This window comes from Bacillus sp. F19 (assembly GCA_023823795.1).
In the GTDB taxonomy this organism is placed as follows: domain Bacteria; phylum Bacillota; class Bacilli; order Bacillales; family Bacillaceae; genus Bacillus_P.
On the sequence record CP085710.1, the window covers coordinates 4366553 to 4382604 of the forward strand.

17 protein-coding genes and 1 pseudogene are annotated in these 16052 nt (G+C 39.5%); 5 read left to right on the forward strand and 13 right to left on the reverse strand.

Annotated elements, in window-relative coordinates; translation table 11 throughout:
- Window positions 1–55: 55 nt before the first annotated feature.
- Both LIT25_22540 and LIT25_22545 read right to left on the reverse strand, forming a co-directional pair.
- Complete coding sequence (locus LIT25_22540; GenBank protein USK33275.1) at window positions 56–445, reverse strand: YueI family protein; 390 nt, start codon at window positions 443–445, stop codon at window positions 56–58.
- A gap of 79 nt (window positions 446–524) precedes the next feature.
- Entirely contained in the window at window positions 525–674 is a 150-nt protein-coding gene (locus LIT25_22545; protein ID USK33276.1) for a hypothetical protein, read from the reverse strand.
- A gap of 353 nt (window positions 675–1027) precedes the next feature.
- On the opposite strand from LIT25_22545, the gene LIT25_22550 reads away from it, so the two are divergent.
- Window positions 1028–1270, forward strand: a complete 243-nt coding sequence (locus LIT25_22550; GenBank protein USK33277.1) for a hypothetical protein — start codon at window positions 1028–1030, stop codon at window positions 1268–1270.
- On the opposite strand, the gene LIT25_22555 is transcribed toward LIT25_22550, so the two are convergent.
- The 8 genes and pseudogenes from LIT25_22555 to LIT25_22590 all read right to left on the reverse strand — a co-directional run bounded on the left by LIT25_22555 (window position 1226) and on the right by LIT25_22590 (window position 9735).
- Complete coding sequence (locus LIT25_22555) at window positions 1226–3280, reverse strand: molybdopterin oxidoreductase family protein (protein USK33278.1); 2055 nt, start codon at window positions 3278–3280, stop codon at window positions 1226–1228. The genes LIT25_22550 and LIT25_22555 overlap by 45 nt on opposite strands.
- 131 nt (window positions 3281–3411) lie before the next feature.
- Entirely contained in the window at window positions 3412–3672 is a 261-nt protein-coding gene (locus tag LIT25_22560; protein ID USK33279.1) for a substrate-binding domain-containing protein, read from the reverse strand.
- Window positions 3630–3839, reverse strand: coding sequence for a LacI family DNA-binding transcriptional regulator (locus LIT25_22565; protein USK33280.1), 210 nt, complete (start codon window positions 3837–3839; stop codon window positions 3630–3632). Before LIT25_22565 ends, LIT25_22560 begins: the two co-directional genes overlap by 43 nt.
- Before the next feature lie 96 nt (window positions 3840–3935).
- Window positions 3936–4151, reverse strand: coding sequence for a spore germination protein (locus tag LIT25_22570; protein ID USK33281.1), 216 nt, complete (start codon window positions 4149–4151; stop codon window positions 3936–3938).
- An 852-nt stretch (window positions 4152–5003) separates the two neighbouring features.
- The gene (locus LIT25_22575) at window positions 5004–6158 is read right to left on the reverse strand and encodes an AI-2E family transporter (GenBank protein ID USK36379.1); all 1155 of its coding nucleotides are present in this window, start codon (window positions 6156–6158) and stop codon (window positions 5004–5006) included.
- Between the two features lie 260 nt (window positions 6159–6418).
- A pseudogene (locus LIT25_22580) lies at window positions 6419–7776 on the reverse strand (IS1182 family transposase).
- 127 nt (window positions 7777–7903) lie between these two features.
- On the reverse strand, window positions 7904–9238 hold the full coding sequence (locus LIT25_22585) for a hemolysin family protein (GenBank protein USK33282.1): 1335 nt from the start codon (window positions 9236–9238) through the stop codon (window positions 7904–7906).
- Window positions 9239–9321: 83 nt separating this feature from the next.
- Window positions 9322–9735, reverse strand: a complete 414-nt coding sequence (locus LIT25_22590) for a MerR family transcriptional regulator (GenBank protein USK33283.1) — start codon at window positions 9733–9735, stop codon at window positions 9322–9324.
- Between the two features lie 441 nt (window positions 9736–10176).
- Between LIT25_22590 and LIT25_22595 the strand changes: the two genes are divergently transcribed.
- Window positions 10177–10722: a VTT domain-containing protein gene (locus tag LIT25_22595; GenBank protein USK33284.1), complete on the forward strand. Its 546-nt coding sequence runs from the start codon at window positions 10177–10179 to the stop codon at window positions 10720–10722.
- A 228-nt stretch (window positions 10723–10950) separates the two neighbouring features.
- Complete coding sequence (locus LIT25_22600; GenBank protein ID USK33285.1) at window positions 10951–12456, forward strand: hypothetical protein; 1506 nt, start codon at window positions 10951–10953, stop codon at window positions 12454–12456.
- 42 nt (window positions 12457–12498) lie between these two features.
- Here LIT25_22600 and LIT25_22605 read toward each other — a convergent pair whose 3' ends face one another.
- Window positions 12499–13032 (reverse strand): HD domain-containing protein, encoded by a 534-nt coding sequence (locus LIT25_22605; GenBank protein USK33286.1) that lies wholly within the window; start codon window positions 13030–13032, stop codon window positions 12499–12501.
- A 238-nt stretch (window positions 13033–13270) separates the two neighbouring features.
- Between LIT25_22605 and LIT25_22610 the strand changes: the two genes are divergently transcribed.
- The gene (locus LIT25_22610; GenBank protein ID USK33287.1) at window positions 13271–13732 is read left to right on the forward strand and encodes a helix-turn-helix domain-containing protein; all 462 of its coding nucleotides are present in this window, start codon (window positions 13271–13273) and stop codon (window positions 13730–13732) included.
- Between the two features lie 131 nt (window positions 13733–13863).
- Here the strand turns inward: LIT25_22610 and LIT25_22615 are convergent, their stop codons facing one another.
- Window positions 13864–14430 (reverse strand): hypothetical protein, encoded by a 567-nt coding sequence (locus tag LIT25_22615; GenBank protein ID USK33288.1) that lies wholly within the window; start codon window positions 14428–14430, stop codon window positions 13864–13866.
- A 160-nt stretch (window positions 14431–14590) separates the two neighbouring features.
- Between LIT25_22615 and LIT25_22620 the strand changes: the two genes are divergently transcribed.
- The gene (locus LIT25_22620; GenBank protein ID USK33289.1) at window positions 14591–15079 is read left to right on the forward strand and encodes a DinB family protein; all 489 of its coding nucleotides are present in this window, start codon (window positions 14591–14593) and stop codon (window positions 15077–15079) included.
- Between the two features lie 156 nt (window positions 15080–15235).
- On the opposite strand, the gene LIT25_22625 is transcribed toward LIT25_22620, so the two are convergent.
- Window positions 15236–15988 (reverse strand): (S)-benzoin forming benzil reductase, encoded by a 753-nt coding sequence (locus LIT25_22625; GenBank protein ID USK33290.1) that lies wholly within the window; start codon window positions 15986–15988, stop codon window positions 15236–15238.
- Window positions 15989–16052 lie beyond the last annotated feature (64 nt).

The window sequence follows — 16052 nt, forward strand, 5'->3', positions numbered from 1 at the left end:
ATTCTGATTTTTTATATCATATATAAATTATAAAAAAACACAGGCTCTCCTGTGTTTATTTAAAAGTCTGTTCAAATATTTTATCTTTTACATAAATTTCTTTATGATCAATCGCATGATCAGATGCAACGATTAATCCTATTTTTGTGTCGTTTTGATCGCTTACAATGGTAAATGGGATTTTCTCTTTATTTGCAGCCTTGATATATTTAGACAGGGCTCCATATTCTATTTTTCCATTTAAAAAGAGTGCTTTGTTCTTTCTTGTTTCCAATGCGGCAAGGACTTCATTGTATATTTTATTTTGTCTCACTTGTCCAACGGTAAGAGCCACACATATTCTTTCTCTCAATGAGCCCAGGTAGACATGTCTCTCCTCCGGCTTCGTTTCAAACGCTCCATATATTCCCTGCTTGATATATAAATCGATCTGATCGTTTGACATGATGTCATTCTCCTTGTCTATAGTCCATTATAGGATTAGTCTATCAGAGCAGGAAGCTAACATGAAATGATACGATTGATTACCATTTAGAATAAGTTAAAATGATTTTCATCCATCCGAAAAAGGATACCCACAATGGAACACTAAGAATGGTTGCCCAGATCATTCCTTTGAAAAAGTTAGCATCTTTCATGAGCAGCTCTCCCTCCGAATCTTCCTTTGTATGCATTTTACCCTTCTCTTTATTTTCTATAACTGCGGAAAAAAGTAAACGCTTACATTAAATTTAATTCTTTTCTTTTTTATGATATCCTCTATAACCGTTCATTATTTTTCTGCATTCCCTTAGGGGGGCTTTTCTTGTCAAGTTTCACCTGTACTTCTTCGGCAGCATATAGTGTTTAAATCAAAGGCTGTTTTCTCACATCCCTTTCTGCCTGTTTACAAAACAGGCTTAACCGTTCTTAGAAAAGAGCCAGAAATAGACCGCTAGGAGGAAAAGAATGCCGGCCATTTCAGGGTGAAATCAAAGCTGTACCCTCACTACATCAGTCTTCTGCAGCAGATCGGGGCAGGCGGTTTATGGTTTTGCCATCAGAGGAGGATTTCACTTCCCCTATCGGCAGGCACGTTGAGCAGTATCTGCAGGGAGCTTCATTTGATGCAAAAGCAAAAACAAAGCTGTTTCGATTAGTATGGGAGCTGACTATGAGCTCTTTCGGCACGAGAAAAATACCTGGAAAGAGTCAAAGACTTTTTAGATCAAACGAAAGAAAGACCTCAGGAATGAGATCTTTCTTTTTTTCTAACGCCAACTCTTCCTGAAAAAAATGTTGCGCCCCCGCCCATATCTGACAGCCGGTCTGGCGTAAGCGAATTCACGAGCTGTTTTTTTCCAGGTTCATCTGACCATAATCCTTGGCTAACGACTACACCCGGCAATACGTTCTCTCCAACTGAAACTGTCAGCTCACATTCACCCCGAGCGTTCCAAATGACAGCCATATCTCCATTTTCCAAACGAAGCAGTCTGGCATCCTTACCATTCATATGCAGTTTAGGAGCTTTTTCAAGGGATATATGTTTTTCATTGTTTGAAAACGTGGAGTTTAAAAAGTTATGATTTGGACCAGGGACAAACAGGAAAGGCAAATCGCTTTCTTTGACGAGCGGTGAAAATGTCGGCAAAGGCGGATATCCTGCTTTCTCCATGGCACGTGAGTAAAGCTCGATTTTCCCGCTTGGCGTGTTAAGTCTTCCCGGAAATAGCGGTTTTACATTTGCTTTCACATATTTTTTCTTCTTCAAATCCTGAAAAGTGATTTTATCCATATACGGATTTTGAGGATTATTCAGCGCCTGATCAATCATCTCTTCCTCTGAATCTTTAAATGCCTGTTCTGAAAATCCCATGCCTTCCGCTAAAAGCCTGAACACTTCGACGTTTGATTTTGACTCGCCATATGCTTCAACAACCGGCTCCTGCAAGTGAAGATAATGATGCCAGTATGACGTATAAAAATCTGTATTCTCAAAGGCTGATGCTGCAGGGAGGACGATATCAGCATAGGCTGCAGTTTCGGTTAAAAACAAATCATGGACCACCAGAAATAAATCTTCCCGCTCTAATCCCCTTTTCACTTTGTTAGCCTCTGGAGCGACGACTGCGGGATTGCTTCCGTATACAAACATGGACTTTATCGCTTGATCGGCATTTAAAAGCTCTTCGCCAATTAAGTTCATATTGATGATTCTGGTCTGTTTATTCTGAAGGAGGTCAGGACGCTGCAGAGCATCTGTATTAAATGCCAAATACCCTGAATTGCCCTTAATAGCGCCTCCTCCTTTATTCAGCCACTGGCCAGTCAGAGCCGGAAGACAGGCAATGGTCCGGATGCACATGCCGCCATTATCATGATGCTGCAGGCCATTGCCGATTCGAATACAGGATGGTGATGTTTGGCCGTACATTCTTGCCAGTTTTAATAGGTCATCTGCTGGAACTCCTGTTATTTCTGAAACTGTACGCGGATCATATTGAACGACATGATTTCTCAGTTCTTCGTGTCCAACTGTGTAATTTTCAAGGAAATCGCTGTCCGCCAAGTTCTCCTTAAACAAGATATGCATGATTCCAAGAGCGAGGGCACCGTCCGTTCCCGGAAGAATCGGAATAAACCAGTCTGCAAGTCTTCCGGTCTGATTTTTATGAACATCAATGACGATGATTTTGGCCCCATTTTTACGCGCCTTTTGAGCAAGTGCGACTTGATGCATATTTGTGCTGACCGCATTAATGCCCCACATAATAAACAGCTTAGTATGAACAGTATCCTCTGGATCGATCCCAAAGCTTCCACCCATTGTATACTTGTAACCAGTTGAACCTGCAATTTGGCAAATTGTCTGGTCAAGTCTGCTTGCGCCGAGTTTATGAAAGAAACGGCGATCCATTCCCTCAGCATTCAAATTGCCCATATTTCCATAGAAACTGTATGGAAGAATGCTTTCCGGCCCATCCGTTTTAATTAGTGTTTTCCATTTAGCAGTAATAATTTCAAAGGCTTCGTTCCAGCTGATCTGCTCAAATTGTTTTGAGCCCTTTTTCCCTGTCCTCTTTAAAGGATATTGCAGCCTCTTCTCATCATAGATACGTTCAGCCATATGCCGCACTTTATTGCAAATGCTGCCTTTTGTAACGGGATGCTCCGGATCTCCTTCCACTTTTATGATTTTGCCGTCTTTCTTATGGACAAGAAGTCCGCATTGATCAGGACAATCCAATGAACAAACAGATGGAAAAACACCATCCCGCTTTCCTATATAAGAATGCATATAGTTTCTCCTTTTATGAAAATAGTTGTCTCAATGATAGAATAGTTTTAACTTTCTATCAAGAATTCCTTTTTCATGTGTTTTAGACATAAAAAAACTGAAGAAAGAACTTCTCTCTTCAGCAATGTTTCCTATTGTTTTGTTGATGTTGAATCTCTCATTTTCAGTGTGGATGGAACCAGTACTTTAAGAGGCGCATCTCTATGCTCCATTACTTGCTCATGTATTAGCTTCACTGCGATCTTTGCTATCTCAGCTGATGAAACATGAATGGTTGTCAAGGAAGGGGCAAAGTAGTGAGCTTCAGGTACATCATAAAAACTGACAATTGAGACATCCTCTGGTATCTTCACATTTTCCTCGCGCAATGCCATGATAGCGGCAAGGGACATGACACTGCTTTGTTCTCCGTTAATCTATAGTTTAATGTTTCTGCAGCCTGGAAGATTCTCGATTTCGTTTCTTCAGAGGCCATTGATTCAGCATTTTCATAGAGTACTTCATATGCTGCAGCAGCAGACACCTTGGCAAGCTTTGCTATATCTTTAATCGTTGTCATCCCTACACCTCTTCATTCATTGAATTCATAAATTTTAATACCCTTTTACAAGCAAAAAGAAAACCCTCTCTTCTGAAAAAGAAAGGGTTCTCTTGTTTATCCATTAAAGATAGTCGGCTGATCAATGATGTCAAAGTCATATGAATTTGTGCTGTTTTTGTCGTTCGTAATCACAATGAAGTCTCCTGTATTGAGTACACCTGCACCTACAAAGAATTTACTTGTGCTTTTTGGCGAGAGTGCAAAGACATCACCAGCACTAATTGCACCGCTGCTTGATTCAATTAATATAGGACCAACAAAAGCCGGCATAGAATCCCCACCTTTATTTTTTTATTAGACTATGCCGAAAAGGGCTTTTAGGTTTCTTATAATATCACGGACCAGTTTAAATAATGGTGATCATCCAGCGGAAGACCGCTTGCTTATATATATTTATATTGGATGAATAATAATGTGAATGCGATTATTCCCAGCAGGACAATCATTAATGTCCGTCTTTTGCACCCTTTTAATTGAAAAAGAACTTCATATCTAATTAGAATTGCTTTTTTTTGTTCTTGCAAAATTTTTATTTGCTGTTGCATCTGTTCTATTTGTTGTTGCATTTGCTGCTGCTGTAACTCTTGTTGTTGTTTCTCTTTTTGTGCTTGGATTGTGTCATTTTTATCTCGTTCTAAATGCCATAGCCTTGCCCTATAAGACCTAATGTATCTCCTGTCACATTAAACCATTGTCCAATCAATTGTAGAATATCAGCTAGATTATTGTCATTCCCGACATTCCCATTATTAGAACTCACTATATCCCCTTCTTTTTTGTAATTGTTTTATGTTATGCGAACAGGGCTTGGATAGCATCGAAAAAGACTCACTAACTCATGTTTTCTTATCTTCTTGTTCCACTAAACTGTCCAATAATTAAGAAGAACAACATCTTTTTCATTTATATTGGCCTGAAAATGACATTAATATTGGCATTCAATTTGGTATTGTCGCTTAAGTGTACAATACTTATTGTCCAAAATAAAAATTGATGTCAATTGTTATGACAAAATCCATTAAAAAGGTTTAAAAACCTTGGTAAATAAAGAAAATGACGTGTGCCAAATCACACGTCATTTCTTATGCCATTAAAAAGTACCCGGAAACGGAACCCTTTAAGTTACACCGGCGGCTTTCTATCGTTTTCATCTCTGTTATTTTTTCGGTTCACTGTCTCCTGCTTATACCTGTTTCTTAATTTTACCAGCCTGATGACATGTAAAAGAACAGCTTTTAATACTGCATATGTCGGCACAGCTAAAATCATCCCTAGAATACCTCCAAAGCTGCCTGCGCCAATCAGCAGGAGAATGATGGTGAGAGGGTGTGTGTTTAATCTCTTGCCGATAATTAATGGTGAAAGAACATTTCCGTCAATCTGCTGAACAACGGTTACAACAATGACAGTAAGCAAAGCTTTAGTCGGTGAATCAAGGAGAGCAATCACCACTGCCGGTGCAGCACCGATAAAAGGTCCTACATAAGGGATGATATTTGCAACAGCAACAACTATCCCTAGTATCAGCGCATAATCAAGTCCAATCAGCGTATATCCGATAAAGCAGCCTGTCCCGACAAAGAGTGAAACAAGCAGCTGGCCCTGAATATAAGCGGCAAGCGTCTGATAAAGATCTTCAAAAATTTTAATGCCTTCACGTCTATACGCAGCAGGCAGAATTTTGACTGCTGTGATGGGGAACTTGTGACCATCCTTCAGCATGTAGAACAAAATGAAGGGAACCGTGACGATTATAAGGGTAATATTTGTAACGAAACCCAGCACCTTTGTCAAAGATGAAGTAATGCTTTCCGGGAGCGTTGTCGTCAGATTGCCCAAGAATTTTTCCATTTTGTCGATCGTTTCCTCAATCGAAACATATTCCTGCGTCATCACCCATGTAAACCAGCCGGACTCAGACAGGTTCAAGATGAACTGACTGATTTCAGATATGTATCTTGGGAAATTTATAAACAGGTCTGTGATCTGCTGAGAAACAACTGGTCCGACTGTAGATAAAAGCAGCATAATCAATCCGATAAAAATGAGATACAAGATAAGGATTGCAAGCGTTCTTGGCACTTTGTTTTTTTCTAGCAGCTTAACCACAGGCCTGAAAATAAAAAACAGAATACCGGCAATCAAAATCGGGAAGAACAGCGTAGTTGCAAAAACAATCAGCGGCCGAAATAAAAACGAAACCTTTGTACTTACATAAAAAATTAACAGCAGCAGCAAAATTTCAATCGTCCAAAAATGAACCTTTGACTTATTCAGGTTACATCCTCCTCCTGCTTTATTATCCCTGTTTCAAACGTACTATGAGAATGAAAGAGTGTCAAATTAAGATTTGATGAAGCTTAACGCCATACAGAAGTCAATGAAGCTCCATGTTAAGCTAGGCTATAAAGAAAAAGCTATGCACATAAGCATAGCTTCAGATTGTAGACAAAAGGCATTCGGATGAACTCTATCCGAATGCTTTTTGTCATTTCTGGGGCTAATTTGATGTTTGTAGGCCTATTCGTTGACTATTTTTATACCGCTTTCGCTGGCTTCCATGTCCAGGATGCCAACTTTTTCAAGTTCATGGCAGCAAAAGTAAGCATCGCCTGCATGGACAATTTTTTGAGTCCTCTCAACGTTGTCCAACGCATACCATGCTTTTCTTTTGCATCTGCAAAGACACGCTCTATCGTTTCTTTGCGTTTTGCATAAATTGTTTTGTTCTCTTCTGTATGACGAAGGTGTTCAGCTTCATCTAAGTATTCTTGCCAGAGATGCCTTTCAATCAATTTCTGATGATTTTGGCTCTCCGTACATTGGCTTAGGAATGGGCAATTTTCACAAACCTTCGGATCGGAAGAGTATTGTCTGTATCCTTTTTTCGTAGTAGTTCTGTAAGGAAGCACTTGATCGTGCGGGCATATGTAACAATCAAAATGTTCGTCATACACATAATCACTTTTCTTGAAAAATCCATCTTTTGTTTTTGGCCGTGTATAAGGAAAAACCGGACGAATTTCTTTTTCGTTCAAATAGTGAGCAAGAGCAGGGTTCTTGTAAGCAGCATCGGCAGCAACAGCAACAGGTTTCTTGTGAAGCTCAGTTACTTGATCAAGTAGAGGCTCGAATATTGCACTGTCGTGCACGTTACCAGGCGTAACGATTGTCCCCAGAACAAATCCTTTTTCGTCAGAGGCTGTGTGAAATGAGTAAGCGAACTGTTTTGTTCTTTCATCTTTTACGTAATAGCCACTTTCCGGATCCGTCGTACTTTCTTTAATCACTTTCTCTTCCGGTTCAAATTTATCTGGGGGAAAAGGCTTTTTTCCGTTTTCTTCGCGGTCTAGATTGAGTTCGTTTTGGAGCCTTTCCTCATATGATTTCGTTTCTTTTCGTACGATCTTTTTCTGATACTTTCGTTTATTAGCACTAGCCTTTACGTGAGTTGAATCAATAAATACCTGTTCTCCATTGACCAGTTTCTTATCAATCGCCTCTTTTAAGATGCGGTAAAATATCTGCTCAAACAGATCTGTATCCTTAAAGCGCCGTTCATAGTTTTACCGAATGTTGAGAAGTGGGGCACCTTGTCATGAAAACCAAAACCCAAAAACCAACGGTAGGCTAAGTTGGTTTCAATCTCTTCAATGGTTCTTCTCATGGATCGAATACCGAAAAGGTATTGGATGAAGGTCATTTTAATCAATATGACCGGATCAATACTTGGACGACCTCGATCTGCGGAATAGACTTTCTCTACTAATGGATAGATGAAAGAAAAATCGAGAGCTTGTTCAATTTTACGGACTAAGTGATCTTCCGGCACCAACTGTTCAAGTGTAATCATTTCTAGTTGATCGCGATTCATTTGATTATTTTTAGACAACATCCAAATCACCTCTGTATTGTTCTATTTTCATTATATAAAAAAACTGCCGACAAATCCCCCAAAAAGGGGGGATTTGTCGACAGTCTGAAGCTATGCACATAAGCATAGCTTTCATAATAAACACAGATTATTTTTCTTCTGCAACAAGCTCTTCTTCAGATTCTTCAAGCTTAAAAATTTCAATTACTCGGATCAGGTGGCCTTCCATTTCTTTTGCAAAAAACTCATAGCCATCTAAAATGATGCTTTCGCCTTGCTGGATGTCAATATTTTCTGTCAGCATCCATCCGCCGATTGTGTCTACATCCGTATCATCGATATCTAGACCAAGCAGATTATTCACTTCATAGATAAGGACCTTTCCGTCCAGCAAATAATGGCCTTCGCCTTTTTTCTGAACCTCAGGAACCTCATCCTGGTCAAATTCATCACGGATCTCTCCAACAATTTCCTCGATAATATCTTCAACTGTTACAAGTCCGGCTGTTCCGCCGTATTCATCCACGAGGATCGCCATATGAACGCGTTCTTTTTGCATCTTTATTAATAAATCATGAATTGGAATCGATTCGATGACTTGAATAACAGGGCGGATATACTTATCAATCGTGCTCTTTTTGCGTTCTACTTCGGATAATGAAAAAATGTCAGTGAAGATCTCCTTGAGATTGATCATACCAAGGACGTGATCTTTGTCTCCGTTTACAACCGGATAGCGAGTATATTTTTCCATACTCATTGTCTCAAGGTTGTCCTGAAACGATTTCTCTACTGAAGCAGCTACAATTTCAGTTCGAGGCACCATAATTTCTTTTGCTACACGATCATCAAATTCGAAAATTTTGTTCATATATTTTAATTCAGATTGGTTGATTTCTCCGCTCTCATAACTTTCTGAAAGAATAATCCGAAGCTCTTCCTCAGTATGAGCAAGCTCGTGCTCAGATGCAGGCTTTAGTCCGAAAATACCTGTTACTACGCGGGCAGAGCCATTTAATACCCAAATGAATGGGAACATTATACGGTAGAACCAGATCAATGGAGCTGCAAATAAAAGTGTCACAGCCTCTGCTTTTTGGATTGCTACTGTTTTAGGAGCAAGCTCTCCAATGACAACGTGCAAGAACGTAACAGATGCGAATGCAATACCAAAAGTTAAAATATGGTAAACCGATTCGTTAATTTCAAAGTTATCGAATACCGGTCTGAGAAGACTTTCTACTGTTGGCTCCCCCAACCACCCAAGACCTAAGGCTGTTACCGTTATTCCGAGCTGACACGCTGATAAATATTCATCTAAATGAGTAGTTACTTTTTTTGCAGCCACTGCCCCTTTTTTACCTTCTGCAATCAATTGATCCAATCGTGAACTGCGGATTTTGACAATCGCAAATTCTGATGCAACGAAAAAAGCTGTTAAAGCAATTAAAATCGCCACGAATAACAAGTTAACTATGTCCAAAACACCCTTATCCTCTAATAGAGAATAAGGAGTCACCTCCTAAAATAGTAAGTTATCAATTTTTATATCCGAAAACTATAAAATCAATGCAGCAGAATCATTAATGATTGCATAAGCGCCATGCTCTGCGGAGAGATGCGGCTTGCAATGATTTCCTGGTTTTCCCCATTCATTTTATCAAAAATTGGTTTCAGCTCTTTTATTTCATGTTCGAGCTGTTTCATATGAGTAGCCAGTATTTCGGCCTGTTTGATTAGCTTATCTTCTTCATTGGTTTGACTTCTCTTAAGTTCCAGTCTTTCTTTAATATCCTGCAGACACATATTGAATAACTTGCATTCCTCAATAAAATGAATGTCGTAAAGTGCCTGTTCAGAATAGAGGCGATAGTTGGACTTAGACGTCTTGTCTACATGGAGCAGCCCAATTTGAGTATAGTAATCAATTGTTCTCTTTGATACGTTTGCCAATTTTGCTAGTTCGCCAATTCGATACAATGCCCCATCTTATCACCCCAATAAAAAAAGATTACTCCTATCATACCTTTTTTTAAACTGTACAGTCAAACGTTACGGTTATGAAGTGACGTATTCTTAATCTTTAAATTAACAAGAAAAGTTGATAATCCCACTAGTTTGCAAATGCAATGCTTGGCAGAGTGATGTCATTTATCATCATGGCAGCCTTAGGCTTAACCCGCTTACTTATGGATTAACTTCCTTATTTATATCTTCAGGCATTATGGTACAATCCATCATGCTGTGCAGTTTAGTTCCTTTGCTTCTTGCAGGCCCGTTTGTTTATTTCAAAGTGCCTGCGCTCCGAAATGAGCAATAACAATAGTGATTCTTTAGAATTATTTATTAGTAAGTGCGCTCAGCGGAGTTTAAACTATAGATAGGTGCTAGTACACATATCTAAAAGACAGCGGTGAAAAAATGAAAGAACAATTAATAGAATGGCTGGAAATCAGCGGACCATTGGCATTTATTATAAGTCTCGCTGCTAACACAATCATTAGTTTATTGGCATTTGTGCCGAGTGTGTTTATTACAGCTGCAAACCTTTCTTTTTTTGGATTTGCAGAAGGGCTTCTCCTCTCTTTTTCTGGTGAAATCATTGGAGTCCTGGTCAGCTTTTATGTATACCGGAAAGGTTTCTCATTCCTAAAAAAAAAGAAAGCGCCAATAAACGCCATGCTGCAAAACCTCTCAAAAACGAAAGGCAAAGATGCATTTTTTCTTATTCTTGCATTTAGGATTTTCCCCTTTGTTCCATCAGGTGCTGTTACACTTGCAGCAGCATACAGCAAAGTGAGCGCAGGTGTTTTTTTCAGTGCAAGCCTGATTGGGAAGATTCCTGCTGTTCTTATTGAGGGGTTTGCCGTGCAGCAAGTCCTGAATGCAGACTGGCGCATTCAGCTCATGACAGGAATTGGATCTATACTCATTCTGGTTATTCTCTGGGTAAGCAAAAGAAAGTAAAAGAAAAAGCTGCGGGAGCACTGTTCTCCTGCAGCTTTTCCTTTGTCACTGCTTTTTTCCAGCAAAGAAATCATTTTTCGTTTTGTTCGATGAGTTCCTTATTTCGCTTTATGTAGACAGGAGCCCAATTGACACTGCATTCAAAATGGGCAATTGTTCCTTCTTCTTTTTCAAATAAGGGCTCCATATATATGTAAAGGCTTTCATCACATTGTAAAGGAGTCCTATATGATCAGAAAACTGATAATATTGCTTACGGCTTTCATGCTTTTTGTTCCAGCAGGCACATTTGCCGGCTCATTTGGTAATCAGGATCCTCCCGGAAATCCGGGCCAATGGTATACAGGCGATACTCCGCCCGGCAGCAGTTCATCAAAATCTCCTATCGTCTTCATCCATGGTTTGAACAGCTCATCGAATACGTGGTGGAATCAAAATGATATGTATAGTACCGCTTATGCAAATGGATATCGTACAGCTTTTATTGATTTATATCCTGCGAAAAACATGTGGGATAACGGCGCCCTGCTGGCACAGAAATTAAGCGAAATCTATCAGTATTTTGGCGGTCAGAAACTGATGCTTGTCTCTCACAGCAAAGGAGGAATCGATGCTCAATCTGCGCTTGTGCATTATGGTGCGCATCAATATGTAAGCAACGTGATTACGCTATCGACTCCGCATTCCGGATCGCAGCTTGCAGACCTTACTTACAGCAGCTGGGCTGGGTGGCTGTCAGGAATATTAGGAAGCAAAAATGATGCTGTTTATTCCCTGCAGACCGGCTACATGAGCAATTTCAGAGAACAAACGGATGCTCATACAAATTCCAGAAAGAATCGTATCTATACTTTTGGCGGGACCAAGTGGGGAAGCTTTGGTTCATCTCTTTATTGGGGCGGATTATATTTAAGCTCCTACGGCAGCAATGATGGAGCTGTAACCGTGCAGTCTTCCAGATTATCTTATGGCACTGAAATCAGAACCGGCAGCTGGGATCATACTTCTATTAAGAAAGGAAGTTCAACCTTTCTGTTATTTGAACCGTATTTAAGAAGTACAGCTGCTGCAGAAAGCATCAATATGATAAGTGAAGAAAACAATGCAGTCAGAGCTTCATATTATTATCGCGGCGGAGAATTTACCGGCACACAGCAAGAGTCATTCAATGTTGAAGAATCTGTCAGTGAAATCACTGTTGATTGGATGAGCAGCTCGCCTTCAACGAAGCTTGCTCTGGATTCCCCTGATGGAAAGACAGATTATCATTCGTTTAAAACAATAAAAGCAGATGGAATTTTTGAAGGAGCCTATCATCATCAAATCGTCATTCCAAAGCCTAAAAAAGGTAAATGGAGTTTAACTGCATTAAACTCTTCAGGTGAAGCTTATTTCCTGAACGTCGCTTATCTTTCAGCTGACAATGATGCCATTTCACTACTGCCAATCAATGAGCAAAATCAGAACATTGCCTTTAAAATAAACCAGGCAAAACTTCAAAAAGAGGTCGAAGCTTTCGTGATAGTTGATCACTTTCAAACTAAAACAAAGAAGCAGACAAAAACGTTCATAAAATCAATAAAAAAAGCGGGTATCGGGCTAGAGTTAAAGCAGGAAGGAATCTATAATATAACGGTTGATATTAGAGGGAAAACTCAGAATGGAGACATATTTGAAAGAACAATTGTTCAAACAGTCTATGTTGATTCATCGGGAAAAATATTCAGCCAATAAAACAAATCAAATCCATCATTTCCTTGGGTGGATTTATATCATTCATACGGATTTTTTCAAAGTGGGGTTTTGCAGTTGATTGATTTTTTCATCAAGCTTTTGAATTTTCTTTAAGGCTGTCTTTTCATTAATCGTCCGGTAATGATGGCCTCCGCCTGGCTCCTCATCCATTTCATCAGCTAAGCGAACTACTTTTTGAAGTGAATTTTGATTAAGCGAGCCTTCCGGCAGGTAAGAATCTGTATGCAACAAAATGGCTAAAGCGATCTGTTTAGCAGATTGCGGATCCTCCCCAAGACGGATCAAAAGCTTATGGGCACGTTCTGCACCTTTTATCGCATGTATATCATTCTCTTTATACTTTTCATAATCCCATTCCCCATCTGTGTACCACTCATAATGCCCAATATCATGAAGCAGGGCTGCTTTGGTTGCAAGATCGGGATCTACACCGTGCTGAATGGCTAATCTATATGCATGGTAGGTTACAGCAATTGCATGCGCTACTCCTGAACGCTGTAAATATTTTTGAGCAATAGGATGGGAATAAACCTCTGTCAATGTTACATTTCGCATGTAATCTCCTCCCTGTAAATAGTGTGAAACTGGTAAGAACTATATAATTAAGCTGAGGTATTCTTAAAATATTTCTGTATACCTTAACATAATACGGCATTTGCCGCAACAATCCTGTTATATTGTATGACATGATTATCTAATCTATCTAACTTCTTTAATAATTTAAGCAGTTATACTGAAGTTGCCTTTCATTTCGTGTAGAATTACACTATATCAAGGGAAAAGGAGCTCTTTCATGAAAAAACATGAACTAACTGCCAATCTATCTAAAAAAATGCTTCTAATCCGAACCGAATCCCGTTATACACAGGAAGAAATGGCTGAAGTACTTGGGCTCTCCAAAAAAACGCTCGTGCAGATTGAAAAGGGACGGCAGGAAGCATCATGGTCAACGATTGTTGCATTGTGTGCCCTCTTCAGACACAGCACCATTCTTCAGCAGACTACAGGCGGTGACCCCTTCGATATTCTGCAGCTCGTCGCTCATCAAAAAATGCAGACCCGCAAGGAAAAGACACTAGGAGGAAAAATATGGTGGAAGGATGTTGCTCAGATCAAAGGCTTCAAACTACAGCAAAACGTGATCAGCTTTCATTTTCGTATCATTGATGAAGATGATTATCGCTGGTACTCTTCCTTTGACAGGACAGAAATGGAAAAAAAGCTGAATGAGCTGACAGATAACCATTTAACCTGACGATTTTAAAGTTTGTCTTTGATATATATATGTCAATTTTAATGAGTTGCCATAGGGAAAATCATTAAAAATCATGTTGATAATGAGGATATAGAAAAGGGACGCCATTTTGGACGTCCCAGACCGCTGTTTTATCCTTTTGTTTGTTCTTTCATTAGTGTTTTCATCTTCTGATTGTGTTCTTTCATCTTCTGTAATTTTGCATTCAGCATTTCTTTGATTTTGGCTTTGTCCTTGCTGTCGATTGCTTGCTTCCACTGTTCTCTCATCTCTTGTCTACCTTGTTGGTGTTTCATTTTATGTTCTCTGAAAGCTTCCATCTTCTCTCTCATTTGTTCCTTCGTTAATTCACCTTTTTTCACTTTTTCTTCAAGCTCTGCTATTTCGTGTTTTCTCTTTTCTCTAAGTGCATGATGCTTCTCTCTTAAACCTGCTTTATCCAGCTGCTTGAAAAGCTCTTCTCTCTCCTTAAATACATTCTCCCATTCTTGCTTCGTTTCAGGTGAATACTTACTTACTAATTCAAGAATCTTTTGCTCCCGTTCAGCTTTTCTCTCATGCCAGTCCTTCTTCATTCCTTCATGGTTTGCAGGCTCATGCTGCTCACTGATCCGCCATTTTTCTGTATTTGCCAGTGCACCTGTCGGAATGACAAGTGCCAGTGCAGTGAAAGCAATAAGCCATTTCTTGTTTTTCATTTTCCATCACTCCTTTTTCATCTTTCTTCCCTTATCATGTCCATCTGATTCCGTAACATAATAAGAGAATGATGTGAAATGATGTGAAAATAATTTTAAGAGAATTCTAAAGGGAAAACGGGGTAACTTGTGGAAATTCTCCTAAAAGGAGATGAGAAGAATGAATTCGAATGAAATTTTCAAAGAACAACTAATGGCCTGCTTTTTTGAAGATAATTGGTTTGCCTCCCTTGAAACAGCCCTAAAGGATTTAACTGAAGAACAAGCCTCGTGGAAAAAAGAGGAAAACTTTCATTCAATTTGGGAGATTATTAATCATCTGGTTTTCTATAACACAAGACATCTTAAACTTTTAAAAAAAGAGCCTTTGTCAAACAGTCACCCTGCTAATGAAGATACCTTCGTCATCAAAGAAGGTGATAATTGGCATGACAAAAAAGAGCAGCTTTTTCTGGTCATTAAAGAATGGATAGATGAACTTGAAAAATTGTCGGAAGAAGAACTTCAATCATCCGTTCGAGAAGATAATAAAGAACCGTGGATTTCCGTTTTGCTAAATGTCACCATCCACAATGCAAGTCATGTCGGTCAAATTATCCTTATCCGCAAACTTCAAGGGAGTTGGAAAAAGGAACTTAGTGTGTCTTAATTAGAAAAGCGGAGCCGACTGCTTAGCTCCGACAGACAGATAAGGATCCGTCAGAAAAAGCCGGTTTTGCTTTTACTGACGGAGACGTTCTGGCCGGGGAGCCAGGCGCGAATAAAAAAACGGAACACCCAAGTCAAAGGATGCTCCGCTCTGTTATTATATAAGTTCTTTTATGTCATAAACTCTTCCATTTTCAATTGGACTGTTTAATAACTTAAGCAGTTCAATTGCCACAAATTCAGCGGATCTAAGCTTCCCTGATTCATGGTATTCTTGAAACCTTGCCACTTCTGCAAAATCCTCAGGCTGCGTATTACGTATATTTCCCTGCATATCTGTGTCCATAATTCCCGGTGAGAATGAGAGGACAGTCACAGGATGCTGTTCTTGTTTCTGTTCAAGTCCAAAAGCTTTAGTGAACATATCAAGCCCTGCCTTTGAGCTGCAGTAAGCGTTCCATCCGTAGATTGGATTATTGGCAGCGCCCGATGAAATATTGACAACCACTTTTTCGGCTTCTATATTCTTGGTTTTATATGCAAAAGCATTTGATAATACCATCGGTGCGATCAAATTCAGCTGGACATGCGCTTCAAGTTCAGCCGCTTCTGCTTTTCCGACAGGCTTCATAGGATCAACCGTACCCGCATTGTTAATCAGGGTGATCCTTTCTGCAGCATTCAAATCAATTTTTTCAAAAATTTCAGGGATCGCTGCTTCAACATGAGGAGCGTTTGATAAATCGCATGGTACAAACTGCAGAACAGCATCTTTTTCAACAGCAAGACGTCTTAGTTCTTTATTCTCAGACCTTGAAAGATAAATAATTTGATGGTTGGGTTTCAGCAGCTGTTTTACAATGGCTTCTCCGAGTCCCCGGGATGCACCAGTAATAATCGTCGTATTCATAGTATCGCCCCTTCCTTCTTACCCTGTATTTTATCAAAGTTTTAAGCTGTCTAACTAGGAAATT

Excerpts from the sequence above, each read along its gene's own strand:
- LIT25_22550 (USK33277.1), top strand. The coding sequence starts at position 1,028 with ATGGTTTTGCCATCAGAGGAGGATTTCACTTCCCCTATCGGCAGGCAC.
- LIT25_22605 (USK33286.1), bottom strand. The coding sequence starts at position 13,032 with ATGCGAAATGTAACATTGACAGAGGTTTATTCCCATCCTATTGCTCAA.
- LIT25_22625 (USK33290.1), bottom strand. The coding sequence starts at position 15,988 with ATGAATACGACGATTATTACTGGTGCATCCCGGGGACTCGGAGAAGCC.
- LIT25_22565 (USK33280.1), bottom strand. The coding sequence starts at position 3,839 with ATGACAACGATTAAAGATATAGCAAAGCTTGCCAAGGTGTCTGCTGCT.
- LIT25_22600 (USK33285.1), top strand. The coding sequence starts at position 10,951 with ATGATCAGAAAACTGATAATATTGCTTACGGCTTTCATGCTTTTTGTT.
- LIT25_22540 (USK33275.1), bottom strand. The coding sequence starts at position 445 with ATGTCAAACGATCAGATCGATTTATATATCAAGCAGGGAATATATGGA.
- LIT25_22560 (USK33279.1), bottom strand. The coding sequence starts at position 3,672 with ATGTCCCTTGCCGCTATCATGGCATTGCGCGAGGAAAATGTGAAGATA.
- LIT25_22570 (USK33281.1), bottom strand. The coding sequence starts at position 4,151 with ATGCCGGCTTTTGTTGGTCCTATATTAATTGAATCAAGCAGCGGTGCA.
- LIT25_22620 (USK33289.1), top strand. The coding sequence starts at position 14,591 with ATGAATTCGAATGAAATTTTCAAAGAACAACTAATGGCCTGCTTTTTT.
- LIT25_22615 (USK33288.1), bottom strand. The coding sequence starts at position 14,430 with ATGAAAAACAAGAAATGGCTTATTGCTTTCACTGCACTGGCACTTGTC.
- LIT25_22545 (USK33276.1), bottom strand. The coding sequence starts at position 674 with ATGCATACAAAGGAAGATTCGGAGGGAGAGCTGCTCATGAAAGATGCT.
- LIT25_22595 (USK33284.1), top strand. The coding sequence starts at position 10,177 with ATGAAAGAACAATTAATAGAATGGCTGGAAATCAGCGGACCATTGGCA.
- LIT25_22610 (USK33287.1), top strand. The coding sequence starts at position 13,271 with ATGAAAAAACATGAACTAACTGCCAATCTATCTAAAAAAATGCTTCTA.
- LIT25_22555 (USK33278.1), bottom strand. The coding sequence starts at position 3,280 with ATGCATTCTTATATAGGAAAGCGGGATGGTGTTTTTCCATCTGTTTGT.